At 52.7% G+C, this 21350-nt stretch carries 15 protein-coding genes and 1 pseudogene; 3 read left to right on the top strand and 13 right to left on the bottom strand.

Features of this window, described 5'->3' with window-relative positions:
* Window positions 1–138 precede the first annotated feature (138 nt).
* The 3 genes from EJE49_RS00890 to EJE49_RS00900 all read right to left on the bottom strand — a co-directional run bounded on the left by EJE49_RS00890 (window position 139) and on the right by EJE49_RS00900 (window position 3335).
* Entirely contained in the window at window positions 139–1467 is a 1329-nt protein-coding gene (locus EJE49_RS00890) for a cytochrome B6 (RefSeq protein WP_124948528.1), read from the bottom strand.
* A gap of 497 nt (window positions 1468–1964) precedes the next feature.
* Window positions 1965–2558, bottom strand: coding sequence for a cation efflux transmembrane domain-containing protein (locus EJE49_RS00895; RefSeq protein ID WP_124948529.1), 594 nt, complete (start codon window positions 2556–2558; stop codon window positions 1965–1967).
* Between the two features lie 204 nt (window positions 2559–2762).
* A complete protein-coding gene (locus EJE49_RS00900; RefSeq protein WP_124948530.1) occupies window positions 2763–3335 on the bottom strand; it encodes a transglutaminase-like domain-containing protein in 573 nt (190 codons plus the stop codon).
* A gap of 427 nt (window positions 3336–3762) precedes the next feature.
* On the opposite strand from EJE49_RS00900, the pseudogene EJE49_RS00905 reads away from it, so the two are divergent.
* A pseudogene (locus EJE49_RS00905) lies at window positions 3763–4104 on the top strand (transposase); the annotation flags it as partial.
* Between the two features lie 309 nt (window positions 4105–4413).
* Here EJE49_RS00905 and EJE49_RS00910 read toward each other — a convergent pair.
* The 5 genes from EJE49_RS00910 to htpG all read right to left on the bottom strand — a co-directional run bounded on the left by EJE49_RS00910 (window position 4414) and on the right by htpG (window position 10856).
* Window positions 4414–4743 carry an antibiotic biosynthesis monooxygenase family protein gene (locus EJE49_RS00910; protein ID WP_124948531.1) on the bottom strand — a complete coding sequence of 110 codons (330 nt, stop codon included), beginning with the start codon at window positions 4741–4743 and terminating at the stop codon, window positions 4414–4416.
* 374 nt (window positions 4744–5117) lie between these two features.
* Complete coding sequence (locus tag EJE49_RS00915; protein ID WP_124948532.1) at window positions 5118–5729, bottom strand: DedA family protein; 612 nt, start codon at window positions 5727–5729, stop codon at window positions 5118–5120.
* 8 nt (window positions 5730–5737) lie between these two features.
* Window positions 5738–7066: a TRZ/ATZ family hydrolase gene (locus EJE49_RS00920; RefSeq protein ID WP_124948533.1), complete on the bottom strand. Its 1329-nt coding sequence runs from the start codon at window positions 7064–7066 to the stop codon at window positions 5738–5740.
* A 117-nt stretch (window positions 7067–7183) separates the two neighbouring features.
* Window positions 7184–8803, bottom strand: a complete 1620-nt coding sequence (locus EJE49_RS00925; RefSeq protein WP_124948534.1) for a diguanylate cyclase — start codon at window positions 8801–8803, stop codon at window positions 7184–7186.
* A gap of 148 nt (window positions 8804–8951) precedes the next feature.
* Window positions 8952–10856 (bottom strand): molecular chaperone HtpG, encoded by a 1905-nt coding sequence (gene htpG, locus EJE49_RS00930; protein ID WP_124948535.1) that lies wholly within the window; start codon window positions 10854–10856, stop codon window positions 8952–8954.
* A 147-nt stretch (window positions 10857–11003) separates the two neighbouring features.
* Between htpG and EJE49_RS00935 the strand changes: the two genes are divergently transcribed.
* Complete coding sequence (locus tag EJE49_RS00935) at window positions 11004–11381, top strand: MAPEG family protein (protein ID WP_124948536.1); 378 nt, start codon at window positions 11004–11006, stop codon at window positions 11379–11381.
* Here the strand turns inward: EJE49_RS00935 and EJE49_RS00940 are convergent.
* Window positions 11378–12691, bottom strand: a complete 1314-nt coding sequence (locus tag EJE49_RS00940) for a leucine-rich repeat-containing protein kinase family protein (RefSeq protein WP_124948537.1) — start codon at window positions 12689–12691, stop codon at window positions 11378–11380. The two genes, EJE49_RS00935 and EJE49_RS00940, sit on opposite strands and share 4 nt — an antisense overlap.
* A 50-nt stretch (window positions 12692–12741) precedes the next feature.
* Window positions 12742–13515, bottom strand: a complete 774-nt coding sequence (locus EJE49_RS00945; protein WP_223246678.1) for an EAL domain-containing protein — start codon at window positions 13513–13515, stop codon at window positions 12742–12744.
* 277 nt (window positions 13516–13792) lie between these two features.
* Here EJE49_RS00945 and EJE49_RS00950 point away from each other — a divergent pair, with 277 nt between their 5' ends.
* Entirely contained in the window at window positions 13793–15457 is a 1665-nt protein-coding gene (locus EJE49_RS00950; RefSeq protein ID WP_223246679.1) for an ABC-F family ATP-binding cassette domain-containing protein, read from the top strand.
* A 61-nt stretch (window positions 15458–15518) separates the two neighbouring features.
* Here the strand turns inward: EJE49_RS00950 and EJE49_RS00955 are convergent, their stop codons facing one another.
* Genes EJE49_RS00955 through EJE49_RS00965 form a run of 3 tightly spaced genes read right to left on the bottom strand, consistent with a single transcriptional unit; the run spans window position 15519 to window position 21182 of the window.
* Entirely contained in the window at window positions 15519–16538 is a 1020-nt protein-coding gene (locus tag EJE49_RS00955) for an HD domain-containing phosphohydrolase (RefSeq protein ID WP_124948539.1), read from the bottom strand.
* Entirely contained in the window at window positions 16531–20268 is a 3738-nt protein-coding gene (locus tag EJE49_RS00960; protein ID WP_124948540.1) for a PAS domain S-box protein, read from the bottom strand. Before EJE49_RS00960 ends, EJE49_RS00955 begins: the two co-directional genes overlap by 8 nt.
* A complete protein-coding gene (locus EJE49_RS00965; protein ID WP_124948541.1) occupies window positions 20268–21182 on the bottom strand; it encodes a phosphate/phosphite/phosphonate ABC transporter substrate-binding protein in 915 nt (304 codons plus the stop codon). Before EJE49_RS00965 ends, EJE49_RS00960 begins: the two co-directional genes overlap by 1 nt.
* Window positions 21183–21350: the final 168 nt, after the last annotated feature.

Genomic DNA, 21350 nt, shown 5'->3' on the forward strand with positions numbered 1-21350 from the left:
GCAGACCTTACGTTTTGTATCTTTTTCCTTTGTGTTTATGTGAAATGTAAGGCCTGGCCCTATGCTGCTCCAGCACACTATAAATTGTCGAACCAGGCGATGCATCACTATCTGGCTTACCCATCCTGTGATTCAGCTTTACAAAACACGTAGAAACGAGAGCAAGTCTTTTTTCTGTTGATCATCAAGATGCGTTTCAAGTATGAGATTAAAAAACTCTATCGTATCTTCAAGTGTCAGCAAGCGGCCATCGTGCAAGTACGGCGGGGTATCCTTAATGCCTCGCAGCGTAAAGGTTTTGATAGCCCCATCCGACACCGCCATCATGCCGTTAACCATGTGAGGCTTAAAGAAGCGGTCTGTACGCAGATTGTGCATAAGATTGTCAGTGTAATAAGGCGCGGTATGACAGCTGGCACATTTGCCTGCGCCAAAAAACACCTGCTGACCGCGTAACTCGGCACCACTGGCTTTACGCGGATCAAGTTTGCCGTCTATGCCGAGTTTGGGCGCCGGTGGAAAATCAAGAATTTCCTGAAATTCTGCCATTGCTTGCACCTGACTGCCACGATCGAGAATATTTACGCCCTTTTTGGTTGCAATGACCGGATCACCGTCAAAATAGGCTCCGCGCTGTTCAAATTCGGTAAAGTCTTCCACCGTTTTAAGCGCGCGTTGTGATCCGAACAAGCGCTGGATATTGACGCCGCGCAGACTGGGCGTATCTATCCTGTGCCGGAATTTTTGCGGACGTATATCGCCCACAAGATGGAATGCGCCATTGGTATTGCCATTCGCATGACAATCAAAACAGGCAACCCCGCGGCTCGGCCGTTCGCTACGTCTGTCTTCGGTCTGGTTGAATTGCTGTTGCGCAAAAGGGGTAACCAGCAGGCGCACACCTTCGATTTGCTTGGGATTCAGCAAGCCATTGAATGTTTCATAGTAATTATCTATGGTAATGAGTTTGCCCTTGGATACATCGCCAAGATCAGGCCGCGTAGTCAAAAAGATAGGGGCGGGAAATTCTGGCAGAAAAATATCAGGGATATCGAAATCCAGATCAAAACGCGTCAGATCCCGTCCTTCCTGTTTCTTGAGTTCGTCAATCTCAAATTTAGGAAATACCATGCCGCCTTCACTCTGATGGGCGTGCGGTAACGGCAAAAAACCAGCCGGATATAAATTTTTGGTCTGGATTTCTTCGGGGGTCATCGCTGATAACTTATCCCATGTTATGCCGTTGTTCAGCTTGACACGCACGCCTTCCTGTATGGGTTTGCCACCTGTCATGGTTACATTTTTGGCAGGATGATTGGCAAGATCATAACGTTGCGCCATCAAAACCATTTGCTTGTCCATCAAGCCAGGTTTGTCAGCCTTCATGCGCGCCATGGTCGTCGCAAAATGTTCTTTGATAACAACGGGCATATAACTTGATGGCGCTTCCGCATCATCATCCGCCATTGTTACAGGTATTCCACTTATGGCAAGAGGGAGTATGGCGATGCTCCTCATTAAATTTTTAACATGAGGGTATATTCTACGAGTCCGCGTGACACCAATATGAGTTTGCATATTCACTCCTCTCTTTTACCAACTGTTTACCAACTGTTGGTAGTATGCAATAACAAAAACAGTTGATATGTGCGCCAACGCACGCAGCCGATAAAAACACTGAAAAATTCATGGCTATAAATCTATTCTTCTTACTGGTTAATGCTAATAGCTAAAACAGTGGCTCAACGTGTGAGTAGGGTCATGAGGGTCAGGCCTTTCATTTGACATTTCACTTTCTCTTTTCGATAAGTTTTACCGCCCGACTTACGGTAGCATCGCTAATCCCAAAGCGAGCACCGACCTGAGCGAGCGTATAGTGTCCACTCAAATACGCTTGTGCCATTGCTTCATCCCGAACCGTGTATCGCTCCGAGAAATACACAATTGGTTTGAGTATCAACTTGCTAGGTAGTCAATGAATGTTCTTCGCGTGCTGCTGAATAAACTTCACGCGCAGCGTCCAGATTGACGAGGAATATACCGATACCTACGACCATATCAGGCCAAGGCGAGAGAGTTGTTGCCGTAATGATGCCAGCACCGATGATTGCCACATTGGCCCAAGCGTCATTGCGGGCAGATAAAAAGGCGGCTTTTGTCAGGCTGCCGCTGTGGTTACGGAAGCGCACAAGGATGAATGCGCAACTCAGATTTACAACCAAAGCACCCAGTCCGGTAAGTGAAAGCAGAGTTGGATCAGGTGGCAACGGCAGATTTATCTTCTGCCAAGCAGACCAAACAGTTGCCAGGCTCGGTACGAGCAGTATGCCAGCCAGCAACATACCAACCAATGCTCGGTGGCGAAGACTCCAGCCAATCGCAATGAAAATCAGGAGATTGACGAATGTGTCTTCCAGAAAGTCAATTGAGTCGGCAAACAATGAAACGGAATGAATAGAAAGGGCCACGCCAATTTCGACCCAGAAGTACGAAAAGTTTAGTAGCGCAACCGTCAAAACTGCGCGACGGAGATAAGCTTCATTTTCTTTCATTTTCATAGATCACCGAAGATGGCCTTATTGATACTCAGCGTTGAAATTAAAGGGCGCGCTTTAGCGCGTCTCGCCTGAATACAGTAAATTTGGGTCATGCCTTACGTTTGGCATTTTTTCTTTGTATTTATTTGAAATATAAGGCATTACCCTATGCTACTACAGGCATAGATGAGTTCGTGTGGATATCGGCTCTTGACGTTAGCTTGTTTAAATTTCCATATCCGGAAGATGCTCAAAAACCTGTTCTACCGTTGCGTTCTCTGTCAGCGCCTTTATCACGACAGTCAGCGGCTCAGCCCATATTTCCGTGAAATCGCATTCCTCTGTACTGACAATCGGAAAAGCCAGTTTTTCTGTTGGCGGCATGAATTCAGCAGTAACGCCCGGTTTGTTACCCCGTGCGTCAATTCGGTACCAGCCATGTTGTTGCAGATAAACCGCATTCAACCCATGCAGGCAATAAGGTGGCCCCGCAGTCCCTGCGCTCAGTCGCTGGTAACACAACCCCGCCGGAATGGCATTGGCTCGTAACAGCGCAGCCAGCAGGTGGCTTTTTGCATAGCAATAGCCGGTGCCGTGGAGTAACACCTCGGATGCTTTGCAGGTCACCGGATTCCTGCGGTAATCCCAGCTATGCTGGATAGCATCGCGTACGAATTCGAAGCAGCGTTTTGCCACGGCTGCATCGTCGGTGCAGTCTGCGGCTAGTTCTGCGGATTTGGCGATGATGGCGGGGTGGTGCCAGTCGATGTAATCGCTGTTGGCGAGGTATTGTTCCATGTGAGCTGTGTTGTTTTCTATAGGGTTGGATGACGGGGTAAAAATACTGTGTGGGTGTTTTTGATATGGTAGGCCGGGGGTTGCCCGGCGGCAAGTCACTTTCTCTTGCTTGCCCAAGAAAAAGTAACCAAAGAGAACGGCACCCCGTTCCGCCGCCCCTGCGGGGTACCCTGCGTTGCTCGCCAAGCCGGGCGGCTGCGGAACTCGGCCTGTGGCCTCAGACAGTCCTCGCCGACTGCCCCCGGCCTGACTGCGCTACTCGGCGGCGGAGAGGGGAAAGAATCAAAATCAAAAACAAAGTCAAAATCAGATTCAAAACCAAATGAATTGAAGGTCAGGCCTTACATTTGACATAGTGTTAATGTAAAACGTAAGGCCTGACCCCGTTGTTTTTTTAATGTAAAACGTAAGGCCTGACCCCGTTGTTTTTTCGAACAGCCAAACCAAACAGACAGAAACCCGCACCTTGAGTGGTGTAGCCTTCCTGCGTCTGATACTGCAGCACATCTTGCCCAAAGGCTACCGCCGCGCCCGCAACTTTGGCTACCTGCATCCCAACAGCAAACTACTCACCCAGCTCCAGCTGACTCACCTGCGGCGACGGAACAATCCGCCACCAGCACAACCCCGCCCCGCGATACGGTGCCCATGTTGCGGTGGGGTGATGAAGATAGTGCGTACCCGTATCAAAGCGATACCGCTAGCCACAGCTAACCAAACTATGTCAGAACACAGACCAGATGGCACGGGGTGGGAGACCATGCGCTAAACCAGTCCACACCGTCCACCTGCCAGAGTTGGCAGGTATGGCCGTGCTCGCCCTGAAAAAGACTGAAATCGTGTCAACATGCCCGAAAAGCCAACTAAAAACGGTGAGTTAAGTAGAACAAGTTGCTGCAATGGCAACGTGAAGGTCGTGAAATGGTGGGTGGGATGCGTAACGCATCCAGTTATGCCAGCACAGTCAAAAAGATATTTCCATAAGCGCTCAAACAACACCCACCCCAGCCATGCCGGGCTTGTCCAACAAACGGTTCAGATTGTGGCTCGCTTTGCGATCACAATCTAACCTTATTCGTTAGCCATTCGTGAACGATGATGCTGGATGTGGAAATGCACCATCACCGTAGGCACGGATAACTTGCGAAATTACAACTTGATACCCGTTGAGCCACTTAGACTGAGCGGCCTTTGCTTCTAGGTGTTTGGGATGCTTAATTAGCTCTTGGAGGCCATCCATAGTTTCCCAATAATAAACATTTGATATACGACCAGTCTCAGGATTTTCCCAAGCTTCTTCGCCAAGGTAACCAACAGATTGTTTCGCTATCTCAGCGATAGCATTATCAAGTTTGTAAAACTCTTCATCGTACTGCTTTTTATCAAAGATAAATGTTGCCGAATACATATGATTCCTTAATTATGGCTAACGTTTAATAGGCACCGAAATCGGTGCCTATTTTATTTAGTAAATCGGTGTATAACAATAAATAATCCATTTTTATCTCACTATAAAAACCGTTTTAAATATATGCCATGTTTCTGTTTATTAATAATTATTTAACATACAAACTCAGAATATCTATCAGGCCTTAAAGCATAAATAGGCAACGATTATGGAAAAAACAAACCCACCTGTTTGCACCCCGCCAAAGTTGCTGGTCAAGGCGCATGCCCAAGTGGCCTGTTTGTCATAAAGTGCCGTTGTGTTGATTGTAGCGCCTCTGTTATTTATTCTGGGTAATGGTTGCGTAATTATTTTGCGGATTCTCGTTTGAAGTATTACTTCCCTTCCCGCGCAATCCTCCGCTGCCACCACCAATACCCCGCAATAATCACCCCCACGCCGCTAATCAGCGCAATAGTCAGTATATGCAGGTAGGACTGTATCAGCGCTTCATTGCCACCGATGAAGTAACCAATCAAGGTGAGTATGGTGGACCAGATGCCAGCGCCGAGTAGGGTGTAGATGGCAAAGGTGGCGGGGTTCATGCGGGTGAGGCCAGCGGGCAGCGAGATCAGGTGGCGGATGCCGGGGATCAGGCGGCCGGTGAAGGTGGAGATTTTGCCGTGGCGGGCGAAAAATTCATCGGTTTTATGCAGCAGCGGCGGGCGTACGAAGAAGTATTTTCCCCAGCGCTCCAGGAATGGGCGGCCTACCCAGAGTGCAAAGGCGTAGTTGAACGAGGCGCCGGCCAGGCTGCCGAGGGTGGCGCTGAGCAGGATCAGGGCGAGGTTCATGTGGCCTTCAAAAGCCAGGTAGCCGGCGGGTATCAGCACCAGCTCGGAGGGTATGGGCAATACTGTGGATTCCAGCGCCATCAGGATGAAGATGCCGGCGTAGCCCCAGTTGTGTACCGTGGCGAGTATCCAGTTGATGAATTCGTGGAGCATGGTATTCCTTAGTTAGATGGTTGAATGCGGCTTTGCCAGACATTGGCGGTGATTTTTAGGGTGCGTTCGTCGAGCGCGGTGAACTGATGGTTATCCACCCGCAGCTCGCCGTTGACCCAGACATGACTGACCTGATCGCGTCCGGCGCTGTAGGCCAGGGTAGAGATGGGGTCAAAGCACGGCAAGGTATTGAGCTGCGCCAGATCGACGGCGATGAGGTCGGCGCATTTGCCGGGTAGCAGCGAGCCGATGTGCTGATCCAGCCCCAGTGCGCGTGCGCCATTGAGGGTGGCCATTTGTAAGGCGATGTGGGCGGGCAGGGCGGCGGCATCATGGGCGACGCCTTTGGCCAGTAGTGCGGCCAGGCGCATTTCGCTGAACATGTCGAGTTTGTTATTGCTGGCGGTGCCGTCGGTGCCGATGCCGACGTTGAGGCCGTGCGCCAGCATGCTGGCGACAGGAGCAAAGCCGCTGGCAAGCTTGAGATTAGAGGCCGGGCAGTGGGCGATGTGGCTGCCGTGTTGCGCCAGTAATGCCTGTTCGTCGTCATTCAAGTGCACGGCATGGACGGCAATCAGGTTGGGGCCGGTCAGGCCGAGTTGATGCAGTCGCGCCAGCGGGCGCTGCTGGTATTGCGCCAGGCTCTGGGTGATCTCGTCGGCGGTTTCATGCAGGTGCACATGGATAGGCAGGTCGAGCTGACTGGCGTAGGTGATGACTTTTTCAAAGGTGGCATTGCTGACGGTATATGGCGCATGCGGGGCGAGGGTGAACGACAGCAGCGGTTCGTCGTTCATGCGGTCGCGCATGGCGAGGCCCTTGTTGAGGTAGTCGTCTGGGTCGCTGGCGTAGGCGGTAGGGAAGTCAATCACAATCATGCCGATGGCGGCGCGGATGCCGCAATCTACCGCTGCTTCGGCGACGGCTTCGGGAAAGAAATACATGTCGTTAAAACAGGTAGTGCCGCCCTTGAGCATTTCCGCGCAGGCGATACGGGCGCCGTCGCGCACGAAGTCGGTGGAGACGTGTTTGGCCTCTGCCGGCCAGATGTGGCCCTTGAGCCATTCCATCAGCGGCAGGTCATCGGCATAGCCGCGCAGCAGGGTCATCGCGGCGTGGGTATGCAGGTTGACCAGGCCGGGCATCAGCACATGGTCGCTGAGCCGGTGGTAATTCCGGGCGACAAAACGTTGCCGTGCTTCGCTGGTGGGCAGAATGGCGACAATGCGGCCGCCATCAATAGCGATGCTGTGGTCATGTAATACGGTATTGGCCGGTTCTATGGGGACGATCCAGCGGGCTTCGATGAGGGTATCGACAGAGTGGGCGTTTTGCATGGTGGACGTTAATTGTAAATATCAACGTACTATAAATTGCAGGCGGAGTGCTGACAAGGGAATTCAGTCGCATGTGGCACTCTCCGCCTTGAGCGCAGTGCGCGAACAGTTGCCGTTTTAGGAATAAGCAGCCTGCTCTACGCGATTGCGCCCCAGTCGTTTGGCTTGCAGCAAGGCACCATCGGCGGCTTCGGTCAACGCAGCGGCAGTCTCCACCATGGGGAATGCGGCCACGCCGGCACTGAAGCTGCTATAAAGCGCGCCGCTAGAGTGCGAGTGCGGCAAGGTGCAGAAATCGCCGCGTATACGGTCAATGACGCTGGTGGCCTGTTCCGGGCTGATGCCGGGTAATGCAATCAGAAATTCCTCGCCGCCGTAACGTCCGATCAGATCAACCGATCGCAGGCGGCCCTTGAGTAGCCACGCCAGCCCGCGGATGACCTGATCGCCGACTGGGTGGCCGTAGGTGTCATTCACTGCTTTGAAATGGTCGATGTCGATCATTGCCACAGTCAGCATGTTTTGCTCCGGCAACTGGCTGATCATGGTGTTCAGCCGGGATTTGGCGGCGGAGTGATTGAGCAGGCCGGTGAGGCCGTCCAGCCGGCTGGAACGCTGGGTTTCACGGAAACGCTCGATTTTGGTTTTGATAATCGCAGCCAGCAAGACCGGATTGAATGGCTTGATGATGAACTGGTCGCCGCCCAGACGTAATGCTTCCACCTGCATGCCCACGTCGGATTCGCCGGACAGGTAAACAATGGGGACAGCGCTGTATGCACTCATTTGCCGCAACACGCGGGTGGCTTCGACACCGTTGAAACGCGGCATGTACATATCCATCAGGATCAAGTCTGGATGGTAGTTTTCCAGTACTTCCAGCAGGTTGCCGGGGTCGCTGATGGCGCGGGTATCCATGCCGTGCTGCGCCAGCGTGCGCTGAATCAGGGCGACGGCCACGCGTGAATCTTCTACGATCAGTACCCGGTATTTTTCCTGCTCGTTGACTTTTACCAGGTCGAGTATGCAGTTTAGGACATTGGCGCATTGGCCTTCGTCCGGAATAGTGACATCAACCCCTGCGCGCATGAGCGTGACGATAGGATCAATTGCCAGTTGTGCGCCCAGATAGATGAGCTGACTGCTTGGGGAGCCAGCGCGGATAGCTTCGATACGCGCCAGCTCTTCTGGCCGGGTGTTTTCGCTGGCGGGGATAAAGAGTACGGCAAGTACGGCATCTTCCGATACCGGCTCTGCACCCCAGCTCAGCTCATGAATATCGAATCCGAAAAAACGGAGCTGCGAGCTGATGGCATTGGCTATTTCACGTTTTTCGGGTGCGTAGACTAGCCATATAGTACGCGGCTTGATCCAGTCGGCTTCGGCTGTAGTCGTATCCCTGCGCGGTTCAGTAGTGCGTTGTTCCATACTTGGTGCGCGTGAATGCTCGACAGAACTGAGTAAAGTGTCCAGTTGGCGCTGCAACGCGAGAATGTCCTGCTGCGCCATCGGATGTGATGCCTGATCGCCGAGCTTGGCTAATACCGCGATTTCCAAACCTTCACACAGGCGTACCAGTCCGGACAGATGCAGGCGATTGAAATACTCCGCGAGACTATTCACCGCCACGGCAAATTCGATGAACTGGTTGAACTGGCCTTTGGCGACGTAGCGCTCCCAGCGTGTGCGTAACACGTACAGGCGTTCTTCTATGGTATTCGGGATGTGCTTAGTCATTGTTTTATTATTGGTTGTTTTAAATGTTACACAGCTTTTAACAATTGTATCAGGCTTTTAGGTGCACTGAAAATAGAGTGAAGGTGCAATTTACGGACGTGAAAAAGGGCGCTTGCGCGCCCCTTTTAATACGATGATAACGACGTTGTTACAGTGTCAGCCACAGTGCATTCAGTCGCTGCACAAACGTTGCCGGGTCGTCCAGTTGTCCACCTTCAGCCAGCAGCGCCTGATCGAACAGAATGTGACTCCAGTCGCTGAATTTGTCACTGTCGGTCTGGGCTTTGAGGCGTTGCACCAGACCGTGCTTGGGGTTGATTTCCAGTATAGGCTTGGTGCCCGGTGTGTGTTGCCCGGCAGCTTTGAGCATGCGTTCGAGGTTGGCGCTGATGTCATTCTCGCCTGCGACCAGACAGGCAGGAGAAGTGGTCAGGCGGTGGGTGATGCGCACCTCTTTGACCTGTTCGCCCAGCGTGGCTTTGATCTTGTCAGCCAGTTCCTTGAATGCGTCAGCTTCCTGTTCCTGTTCCTGTTTTTCTTCTTCGTCAGCCAGATTGCCGAGATCCAGATCGCCCCTGGCGACGGATTGCAGTTTCTTGCCGTCGAATTCGGTAAGGTAGGACAGCATCCATTCGTCGACGCGGTCGGATAGCAACAGCACTTCGACACCCTTGGCACGGAAGATTTCCAGATGCGGGCTGTTCTTGGCGGCGGCAAAACTGTCGGCGGTGACATAGTAAATCTTGTCCTGGCCTTCTTTCATGCGACTGACGTAGTCGGCCAGTGCCACATCCTGCACCTCGGTATCGGTGTGGGTGGAGGCAAAGCGCAGCAACTTGGCGATGCGTTCCTTGTTGGCAAAGTCTTCGCCCAGGCCTTCTTTCATCACGCTACCGAAGTTGGTCCAGAACGTCGTGTATTTTTCCGGCTGGTTCTGTGCCAGGTCTTCCAGCATGCCCAGCACTTTTTTCACTGAGCCGGCGCGGATGGCGTCGATGTCCTTGCTTTCCTGCAGGATTTCGCGGGAGACGTTGAGCGGCAGGTCGTTGGCGTCGATCACCCCGCGCACAAAGCGCATGTACACCGGCATCAGCTGCTTGGCATCGTCCATGATGAACACGCGGCGCACGTAGAGCTTGATGCCGTGGCGCTGTTCGCGGTCCCACAGATCAAATGGCGCATGTGCCGGCACATACAGCAGCTGGGTGTATTCCTGTTTGCCCTCGACGCGGGCGTGGATGTGCGCCAGCGGTGCCTGATGGTCATGGGCGACGTGCTTGTAGAATTCGTCGTACTGTTCCTGGGTGATCTCGCTCTTCGGGCGTGCCCACAGCGCGGAAGCCTGATTGATGACGTCGTCTTCTTCTTCCTTGGCGACCATGGTCTGGGTGTCGGCATCCCACTCTTCTTTCTGCATGACGATAGGCAGGGTGATGTGGTCGGAATATTTACGGATGATGGATTGCAGCTGGTAGCTGCTTAACAGTTCATCGTTATCTTCACGCAGATGCAGGATGATCTCGGTGCCACGCGATGGCTTCTCTACCGTTTCCAGCGTGTAATCACCTTCACCAGCGGATTCCCAGCGTACGCCATGCTCGCTGCCAAGGCCGGCGCGGCGCGTGATCAGGGTGACTTTGTCGGCGACGAGAAAGGCGGAGTAGAAACCCACGCCAAACTGGCCGATCAGGTTGGAATCCTTGGTCTGGTCGCCGGACAGGGTTTCGAAAAACTGGCGGGTGCCGGATTTGGCGATGGTGCCGATATGTTCGATGACTTCCTGGCGGCTCATGCCGATACCGTTATCCGCAATGGTGATGGTGCGAGCTTCCTTGTCGATGGACAGGCGGATTTTCAGATCCGGATCGTTTTCCCATAAACCGCTGTCAGATAAGGCTTCAAAACGTAGCTTGTCGGCGGCATCGGATGCATTGGAAATCAATTCGCGCAGGAAGATTTCCTTGTTGCTGTACAAAGAGTGGATCATCAGTTGCAACAACTGTTTGACTTCAGTCTGAAAGCCTAGCGTTTCCTTGTGTGCTGCTACGGTCATGGTGCTTATTCTCCGTTTATGTTGAACAAAAAGTTGTAACTCAGATGGGGATAAGTTGCGTGGTTTTCAAGGGGGGAGGGCATGGCTGATTGAAGTTGTCTTGCAAACATGCCAACATGGCTTTTCATTTTATGACAGGAGTAAAAGATGAGTATTGCGTATTGGTGTGTGCTGGTCGCTGCTATTTTGCCTTACCCTATCGTGGTGCTCGCCAAGGCCGGGCAGAAAATGGATAACCATGCCCCGCGTGAGCAACTGGCGCAGGCGCATGGTTACCGCAAGCGTGCCAACTGGGCACAGCTTAACGCCTTTGAAGCGTTTCCCGCCTTTGCTGCCGCAGTCATCATTGCCCATTTGCAACTTGTGCCGCAGGCAACGGTGGATACGCTGGCGCTGACCTTTGTGGCCATGCGCGTGCTGCATGCGCTGTTCTACGTGCTGGATAAGGCGAGCCTGCGCTCTCTGGTCTGGGCGGTGGGCTTTGGCTGCGTCATTACCCTGTTTGTATTGGCCGGGACTCGTTAAGCAACTGCCAAGGTCTGTAATGCGATCAGCGTCTGGCTGATCTCTGTAAACAACGGGCGCATTGCGCTGTCAGTATGGGCGCAGCGCTGTTGCAGACCTTGGAGCGCTGCATCCGGAGTATCGCAGCGCGTCAGCAATTCTTCCAGCAAACAGGCAAAAGCACGAACTTCGATACGTTCTAACGCCTGGGCGCGTCCGCTATCCGCCACAAACGACGCAGCGCCGAAATCACCGAGCAGGGATTTCCCGGCATCATTGTGCAAAATATTATGGGCATATAAATCGCCATGCATAATGCCACGTGCATGCAGGTGCTGTGCGGCCGAGGCGATGCTGTGAGCGATGCGTAACACTGTATCCAGACTGAAACGGGTATCTGCAGCGTAGACGTCACGGGTGCATGAATCCAGGCTGGGCGGGCCTGCCAGATTACGGAACTCAGGGTCAACCAGCGCCATCACCAGACCGATAGCATTCTCGGGGTGGTCATGGATTTTGCCATGCACGTTAATCAAACCGGGGTGTGCGCCAGCGCTGATGCACGCTGCCATTTCGCTAAGCGGCAGACCGTCACTGGTCAACGCGCCTTTAAACAGCTTGACCGCTACGTCGTGCTGCTCTGCACTTGGCTGCCATGCGGCCTGATGAATCACACCGGAGGCACCTTCACCCAATTGCTGTCGCAGACTGAGGCTGGCCCAGTCGATATGGGGTATGGGATTTTGCGTCAGTGCAGCAGTTTCGTTGTGTTCACACAGCGGGTTGCCGGCATAAGCCAGCCAGGACAGGCACGGCAGGGAAAACAGCCAGTCGGGGAGAGCGGTAAACTGGTTGGCGGCAATGCGTAACAATTCCAGTCGGGTGCAGGCTACCAATGACTCCGGTAATGCGGTAAGCCGGTTGCCTGCCAGCATCAGTTTTTGCAGCCGGGTACACAGGCCCAGCTCAGCCGGGAGCTCGCTGATCTGATTGTCAGTGAGGATCAGCCAGCGCAGTGCCGGCGTGAGCGCAGCGGCAGGGACATGGCGAATCTGGTTGGCTTTGAAACCTATCATGCTCAGTTGCGGGCATTGCCCCAATACGGCTGGCAGTTCGGTGAATTGATTATTGGAGCAGAACAGCACGCGCAGCTTGTGCAGGCGGCCAAAGTCATCCGGCAGCGAGGAGAATGCATTGCCGGACAGGTCGAGTATCTCCAGAGTGTCAGCGAGCTCAAAAATTTCAGGCGGGAATTCCGTCAGTCCGCACGCCAGATTCAGGCGCTGAGTCCCCGCCAGATTGCCGGCGCGCAGTAGTGCAAGTGTGTCCATGGTTAACTGAATTTCATGCGCGTGTTATTCATTAGCGGTGTCGCGGAGCGTTATTCAAAGTCCCAGTTGGAAATGGTGGGGAGGGATTCAAAACCCGGTCGGGCGAAATAGTATCCTTGCATCAGGCGAACGCCATTGGACTTGAACCAGCGTGCTTCCGCTGCGGTTTCTACCCCTTCGGCGATTACCTGGATACCCAGCATTTGCGTGCTCAGCAGTATGCCTTTAACCACCGCTTGTTTGACTGAGTTGGTATCGATATCCCTGACCAGATGAATATCAATTTTGATCAGATGCGGTTGAAAATTGGTCAGCAAGGTCAATCCGGCATAGCCCGCGCCAAAGTCGTCAATTGCGGTGGAAAAACCGCGGTCCCGGTAGTAACGGAAAATGGACAGCAGTTTTTCCGGTTCTAGAATCTGCTCGCCTTCGGTGACTTCGAAGATGATTTGCTCCAGCGGAAATCCGGCGGCTTCAGCAGCGGCAATGGTGGTGCGGATGCATAATTCTGGCTGATATACCGCATTAGGCAGGAAATTGATGGAAATGCGAGCGGTCATTCCCAGGCGCTGTGCAAGAAAAATACTGCGGATGCGGCATTCCTGATCAAAGCGATAGCGATTGTTATCGTTCACTTTGGCTAATATCTCGGCTGCGCCTTCTTTGTTGGGGCCGCGTACCAGTGCCTCGTAAGCGTATACCGTTCGTTGCTCGATATCGACGATGGGCTGGAAGGCAAAAGTAAAATCAAAGTCCAAAAGGTCTTTACAGCCCTTGCATCCGGGGTCGGGAACCTCGATGGGTTTAAGATTAAATTCAGGCACGATAATTCTCCAGGTTGAATGCTGCATGCGCCATGCAAGTGGCAGATTCTACCTCTAATTGATGGTGGTGAACTAACCATCCATCATTCTGTAAGGCGTTTTTACCGATGCTTATTCCTGAATCACAGTCTATCTCCTTCGAATAATTCGGAGCTGAGTGGCGGCTGTTGGTATAATGGTGTGATTCTTCTGCTTTTTTAGCTTTTTAGCAGTGCATATGTCACTGCGGGCTAACTCTTAGTCTCGTTCGTCGGGCGCAGTTACTATCCGAACTTAAATGATTACCTTAAAAAATATTACCTTGCGGCGTGGTGCCAAAGTTTTACTCAATGATGCTTCATTAACCATCAATCCCGGTGAAAAAGTCGGTCTGGTGGGGCGTAACGGTGCGGGCAAGTCCACCTTGTTCGGCCTGCTGAATGGCACGCTGCATGAAGATGCCGGCGACTTTTACTATCCCAAACAGTGGCGCATGGCGCAAGTGCTGCAGGATATGCCTGAGACTGAAGAGAGCGCGACTGATTTCGTAATCGGCGGCGATACCCGTCTGGTCGAATTGCGTGAAGCGTTGCGTGTCGCGGAAGAGAGCGATGACGGCATGCTGATCGGTCAGGCTTATGTCGATCTGGGCGATGCGGGCGAGCATGATGCCAATGCGCGGGCGCAGGCACTGGTGCTGGGTCTGGGGTTCCAGGCGCATGAAGTGAATAGTCCGGTCAACAGTTTCTCAGGCGGTTGGCGTATGCGCCTGCAACTGGCACGGGCGCTGATGTGTCCATCGGATTTGTTGCTGCTGGATGAGCCGACCAACCACTTGGATCTGGATGCTTTGGTGTGGCTGGAAGCCTGGCTGAAAAAATATTCTGGCACCATGATCGTTATCAGCCATGACCGTGAATTTCTCGATGCGGTGACGGGCACGACCGTGCACATAGATTGCGGGCAGCTGACCCGTTACGGTGGTAACTACACCCTGTTTGAAACCTTGCGTTCCGAGCAGATGCTGCTGCAGCAGGCAACCTTTGAAAAGCAGCAGGACAAGATTGACCATCTGCAGAAATTCATCAACCGCTTCAAGGCTTCGGCGAGTAAAGCCAAGCAGGCGCAAAGCCGGGTCAAGGCACTGGAACGCATGGAGAAAGTCGCGCCTATGCTGGCCAGTGCTGACTTTACTTTCGAGTTCAAGGAGCCGACTCATATTCCTAATCCTATGCTGTCGATATCGGATGCCAGCTTCGGTTATATAGCCAAGGATGAGGATGGTGTCGATTTGCCGCCCAAGGTGATATTGCGCAAGATCAGCAAATCAGTGCAAGCCGGGCAGCGTATCGGCATTCTGGGCGCGAACGGTCAGGGTAAATCCACCCTGGTGAAAACCATCGCGCGTGATATGGCGGCGCTGGGCGGCACGATTACCGAAGGCAAGGGGCTGAATATTGGCTACTTCGCGCAGCAGGAGCTGGATGTGCTACGCCCGGAAGATAATCCGCTGGAGCACATGGTGCGACTGGCGCGTGATGCCAATACCCAATCCAAGGAAAAAACCGGCGAGCAGGCTTTGCGCGGCTATCTGGGCGGTTTCAACTTCAGTGGCGACATGGTCAAACAGGCCGTGGGTACGATGAGCGGTGGTGAAAAAGCACGGCTGGTGCTGGCGATGATGGTGTGGCAGCGCCCTAATTTGCTGTTGCTGGATGAGCCGACCAACCACCTGGATCTGGTCACCCGTGAAGCTCTGGCGATGGCGCTCAACGAGTTTGAAGGTACCTTGATGCTGGTCAGTCATGACCGTGCCTTGCTGCGTTCGGTGTGTGATGAGTTCTGGCTGGTAGGGCGCGGTGGCGTGGAGCCGTTTGACGGCGATCTGGATGATTACCAGCGCTATTTGTTGAATGAGTCCAAGCGCTTGCGTGAAGAAGCCAAGGCGGCGCTAAGTCATTAACTCCGTGTGCTGCCTTGTCTCTGCCGGCGTAATGCTGCCAGCAGAGACATGTGCAGGTGCGCTATTCCAGCCAGCGTTCATGAATTTCCACTACTTCTGGCAATATGCCAATAAAGAGTTCGACCAGCACGGGATCAAAATGCTGTCCTGCTTCTTCTTTCAGTAACGCGACGGCTCTTTCAATGGGCCATGCAGCCTTGTAGGGGCGTTGACTGGTTAATGCATCAAAGACGTCGGCGATAGCGACGATGCGACCGGCGACAGGGATGTTTTCACCCGACAGGCCATGAGGATAGCCTGTGCCATTCCACTTCTCATGGTGGGTCAGGGCGATAATGCGTGCCATCTCAAACAGGTCTGAGCCTTTGGCGTAGTCGCCAATGATTTGAGCGCCAATTTCGGCGTGTTGCTTCATGATTATCCACTCATCCTGATCAAGCTTGGCGGGTTTGCCCAATATGCGATCGGGGGTGCCGATTTTGCCGATGTCATGCATGGGCGCGGCATGGAGCATCAGCGTGCAGGCTTCTTCATTCCAGCCATAAGCCTGTGCCAGTAGATGGCTGTAATTGGACATGCGCAGCACGTGCAGCCCGGTTTCATTGTCCTTGAATTCGGCAGCCTTGCCGAGCATCTGCAAGCTATGCAGGCGGGTATTGAGCAGTGCTTCATGTTGCTGCTCTACGCGCTGCTGGCATGCGCGTTGTTGATCACTCAGTGCCAGGTGTGTGCGCACCCGCACTTTTACCACGGAGGGGCGGATCGGCTTGGTAATATAGTCAACTGCACCCAGTTCGAAACCTTTAGCCTCATCATCCTCATCGACCATCGCGGTGATGAAGATGACCGGGATGCGGTTGCTGCGGTTGTCAGCTTTAATGCGGCGACAGACCTCGTGACCATCCATGCCGGCCATCATGACGTCCAGCAAGATTAAATCCGGATGGTGCGACAGCACTTGTTTGAGCGCATCTTCGCCTGATTTGGCAAAAACCAGTTCATAGTCGTCTTTGAGGATTTGCCTGAGTAGCTGCAGATTCTGCGGTTCGTCATCCACCAGTAAGATTTTCTGTTTATTCATGATGGTCTTTCTTGGTTTCAAGGGTGGTGCGTATTTCCTGGGCAAACGCTCTGGCTATATCGAACTCAAACCCATCAATCAAGCCTTCCAGGCGGGCAAAACGTTCGGTATCCAGTTCCTGTCTAAGTGTTTTGATGGCGGCTTCGTCCAGTTCAGAACGCTCCAGGGCGCTAATCAGTTTATTCAGGGCGGGCAGAACAAGGGCCGGCTCGACGCTCCGAATTTCCGTGGCGGGGGATTCGTGCGGCTGGCGTTCCAGTTGGTCGATAGCGGCCAGGGTAATATCCATCACGCTGCGCGCATGCGTCAGTTGCGTTGCACAATCGGAGTGCCCGTTTTTTGCGCAATTCTCCACGCCTGTTATGGCGTGTGCCAGTTCCAGAGCGCCGAGATTACCCGCCAGGCCTTTTACGGTATGCGCAAGCAGCTTGGCATCTTCATAGCGGGCTTCGTCTAACATGCTCTGCAGTTTGGCGATGGCTTCAACATAATTGAGCTTGAACGCGGTCAACGCTTTACGGTAGGCCGTAAAATCGCCCCAGGTCGCAAGTCCGGCCTTCAGATCTAAGCCATCCAGGTTTGGCAGCTTTGGTATAGGTTGGCCATGTTCCTCTGCTGGGCCTTCTAATACCGGGAAAAATTGAGCGATTTTGGTGTACAAATCAGTGAAATCAATCGGCTTTCCGGCAAAATCATCTGCACCGGATTCGAAAAATTTGCGCTGGTCTGCTTGCATCACACTGGCTGTCAGCATGATGATAGGGATGTGTTCCTGCGGGAAACCCCGTGTGGCTTCAATGTCACGGATCATGCGCGTGGCGGCTTCACCATCCATTTCCGGCATCATGACGTCCATCAGGATGAGATCGAATTTGTATCTGCGGAAAAGATCCACCGCGATTTTGCCGTTATTGGCCACGACCACATCATGGTGCCGCTGGGACAGGCGGCGTATGACCAGATCCTGGTTGAGCGGAATGTCTTCTGCCAGCAGTATTTTGAGCGGGCGTGTGCGCGGTGCAACGCCGATGGTCTTGCCGTATGACTGCATGGTACAGTTTTCGACACCGATGGCTTCGGGCATGTGCACGGTGAACTGGAAATCACTGCCTTGACCCTCTTCGCTCTCTACCCAGATTCTGCCGTCCATCTGTTCGACAATTTCACGTGAGATCGTTGTGCCTAAGCCCGTTCCGCCAAAACGGCGGGTGGTGGTTTCGTCTGCTTGTGAGAAACGTTCGAAAACCTGATTAAGCCGGTCTGGGGCGATACCGATGCCAGTATCGCGGATGCTGAAGTGCCATTCATCTGGCTGTGTGCTGGCGTGGACGCTGATGGTGATGCCGCCATGCCCGGTGAATTTGATGGCGTTACCGACCAGATTGAGTAATACCTGCCGCAAGCGGGTGGGGTCGCCAATCAGGCATTTGGGTACGCTGTCATCCACGTAGACATCCAGTGTCAGGCCCTTGGTTGCAGCGCCGACTTTAACCATGTCTTCAATACCTTCCAGTAACTGGCGGATGCTGAAAGGGATATTTTCCAGATCCATTTTACCGGATTCAAGTTTGGACAAATCCAGTATGTCGTTGAGGATGACAAGCAAGGACTTGGATGAGCTGGCCACGCCTTGCAGGAGCTTTGCCTGATCGGGTTGCAATGGGGAATCCAGCACCAGGTCAGTCATACCGATGATGGCGTTCATCGGGGTACGGATCTCGTGGCTCATGTTGGCGAGGAAGTTGGATTTGGCGCGGCTGGCGGATTCGGCTATTTCCTTGGCGTGCGCCAATTGAGTTTGCATGCTTTTCTGTTCGCTGATGTCGATCAGATAGCCGCTCCAGATGGTCGTGACATTTTTGCTTGTGCTTTCATCCAGAATATTGCGCACGGGAACAGCAGAGCCTTTGAGCCAGTGCAGGGTGCCGTCAGGATGGTGGCTGCGGAACTCGCACTCCCATGGCATATTTTGTTCTTTCGCTGATTTCCTTATGCGGGCAAAGTGTTCAAGATCATCTTCGGCAATCAGGTTGAGTAACAGTTGGCTGTCTTGCAGTACCGCGTCGCGGTTTACGCCAAACATGTTTTCGACATGCCGGCCGATAAAGTTGAATTTGTCGCCTGTAGCATCGGAAGCATATTCAAAAACGACTGCCGGTAAATTGTCGGACATTTCACGCAGCATTCTTTCCGCTTCGCGTAACAGATTTTCAGCGGCTTTCTGTTGGGTTATGTCGCGCAGGATGCCGGTAAAGCGGCGCTCATCACCGATCAGCATTTCGCTGACGGTCACGTGCAGCGGAAACTGGCTGCCATCCTTGCGCTGTCCCATCAGCTCGCGCCCAGCTCCGATGACATGGGTTTTGTTGGTATCCACATAATGCTGAATATATTCATTATGAGTTGTTTGGTATGACGCAGGCATTATGAGCGTAATGTTGCGTCCAATGGCTTCTTCTTTTTTGTAACCGAACATGTTTTCGGCGGCCGGGTTGAAGCTTAATACCATGCCGTGCTGATCTATGGTGATGATGCCATCTGCAGCGGTGTCAACGATGGCTTTGATACTTGCAGTCTGTTCCGCCACCAGACCCAGCAGTTGATCGCGGTTCTGCCGTACTGCCTCCTCCAGTTTCTTGCGCTCGGAGATATCTTCTTCGACTGCAACATAGTTAATGATAGCGCCAGCGTCGTTTCGGACTGGGGACATGTTGGCGGATACCCAGAACTGGCTGCCGTCTTTTTTTCTGTTCAGCAGCGATCCACCCCAGGATTCGCCTCTCTCGAGCCGGTTCCGGATGTCATTGTAGATGTTGTCACTGCTAAGGCCGACTTGCATGTAACGTATATTCTGACCGATGATTTCGGCAGACTGGTAGCCGGTTATGTTGGTAAAGGCGGGGTTTACGTATTCGATTTTGAAATCGATATCGGTAATCAGCACCATGACCGGGCTTTCTTCAATTGCGCGTGACTGCAGGCGTGAAGCATCCCGTGATTTAATCAGTTCGTTCTCGCGTTGTGCCAGTTTGTCGAGCATCTCATTGAAACGTGTAGCCAGTTGAGCTGCTTCGTCGAGTCCGTTTACATGGGCGCGCAGTTCTGAATTTCCATGCTGCACAGCATCCGCTACGCTCTGGATGGCATACAGGCGGCGGGTAAGGTAGCTGGCCAGCAAACTGGCCAGGATGGCGCTGATGGCGATGGCTGTCAGGACAAAAAGTATGCCGTGCCTGGTGATTTCATCCAGTTTGGCTGCGGTGCTGTGCTGGGCTATGCCCACACGTACCCAGCCAGTGTGTTCACCCGAAAGTATGATGGGGTAGGCTACGTCTACCAGTTCGGGTGTCTGGCGCATAATGTGAAGTTTCATTGTATTTGGCAGGTCATGCAGATATTTGCCGCGCAGCTTGATATCCGAATGTGCCAATACCTGGCCATGGTCATTCAGTACCATGGCGTACACCAAATCCGGATAACGGTTTTGCGCTTCAACAATCTCTTGCAAGCCACTGTAATCCCGGGCTGCAAGCCAGTCGGTCGATACGGTGGCGATACTCTGGGCGAGAGAGGTGGCCTGGCTGGTTTGTTGTTCCAGTAGTACGGCTTTTTCCTTTACCGTCAAATTCCAGACAAAGGCGGTCATCATCACGGCGGTTACGATTACCATGCCGGCGATAAGTTGGCGGCTCAAGGTTGCAAATAACAGGTTTTTGATAAGTTTTATCATTACTGGTGCCCTACTGGACGAACTTCACGTTCGAACCGGTCAATGTATTCCTGAACTTTATGGTAGCTGGCGTCATCGGCAGGGTAGAACAGGCCTTTATCCATTTTTACAAGCAGGGCTTTGCCATCTGGAGTTGAGTTCATGTTCAACAGGATGCGTTTTACACGATCACGCAGTGCGGCAGGTATGTCGTCACGCACCATGACGGAAGTGTTTATTAGTGGGGGCGTTTCCCAGATGATTTTGAGTTGGGATGCTTCATTGGGAAACTCTTTCTGAAATAGTCGCCACGGTGGGGGGTAAGTGCCACCCGCAGCGGATTGTTGGAGATAGACATTCATGATGGCTGAATCGTGCGAACCTACATAATTATTTTTGATATCGGTATTCACGTTGATGCCATGGGTATGCAGGTAATATTGCGGCATGATGGCTGCTGCCAAAGCGGTAGAGGATGGGTAACTTACTATCTGCCCTTTCAGATCGGCAGGGGTTTTAATATTGCTATCTTTGCGAACGATAAAGAGGCCCTTGAAATCTGTGGCGTCACCCGCCATGGCGATTACGTGATAACCGGTCTTCATTGCCTGTAGCGTCTGCCAGGGGTTGAGTAGTAGAAAATCGGGTTCGCGAACGAGATATTTGTGTTCATAAGACTTAAAATCGCGAGAAGCTTCCAGTTCGATGCGAATGTCGGGCAATCGTGCGTTAAGGTAGTCGATTAGTGGTTGGTAGGTTTTGGTAAGTTTGCTTGGGTTGTACAGAGGAGAAATGGCAATGCGATAGATCCGTATAGCACTGTCCGGCGGTGCGTCACTGTATTGCAGCTCATTAGGTTGTTGCGGTGCCTTGCTGCATGCACCCGTAAGGATAGTTGAGAGTATTAAAACAAGTGATAAAAATATTTTAGACATGGCTTTTATCTTTGTTGAATTGTTGCCAGACTGTAGCGGTTTATTAATATATCTCCACCATTCCTGTTCTGAATAATAGCGCATTTTCCAATGAATTAAGCGTATTGGATTGTTAAAGAATGTCACAAAGCATTTCCGGATAAATGCATTATTCGAAGGAGGTCGAGT

The organism is Sulfuriferula thiophila, from assembly GCF_003864975.1.
Classification (GTDB): Bacteria; Pseudomonadota; Gammaproteobacteria; order Burkholderiales; family Sulfuriferulaceae; genus Sulfuriferula; species Sulfuriferula thiophila.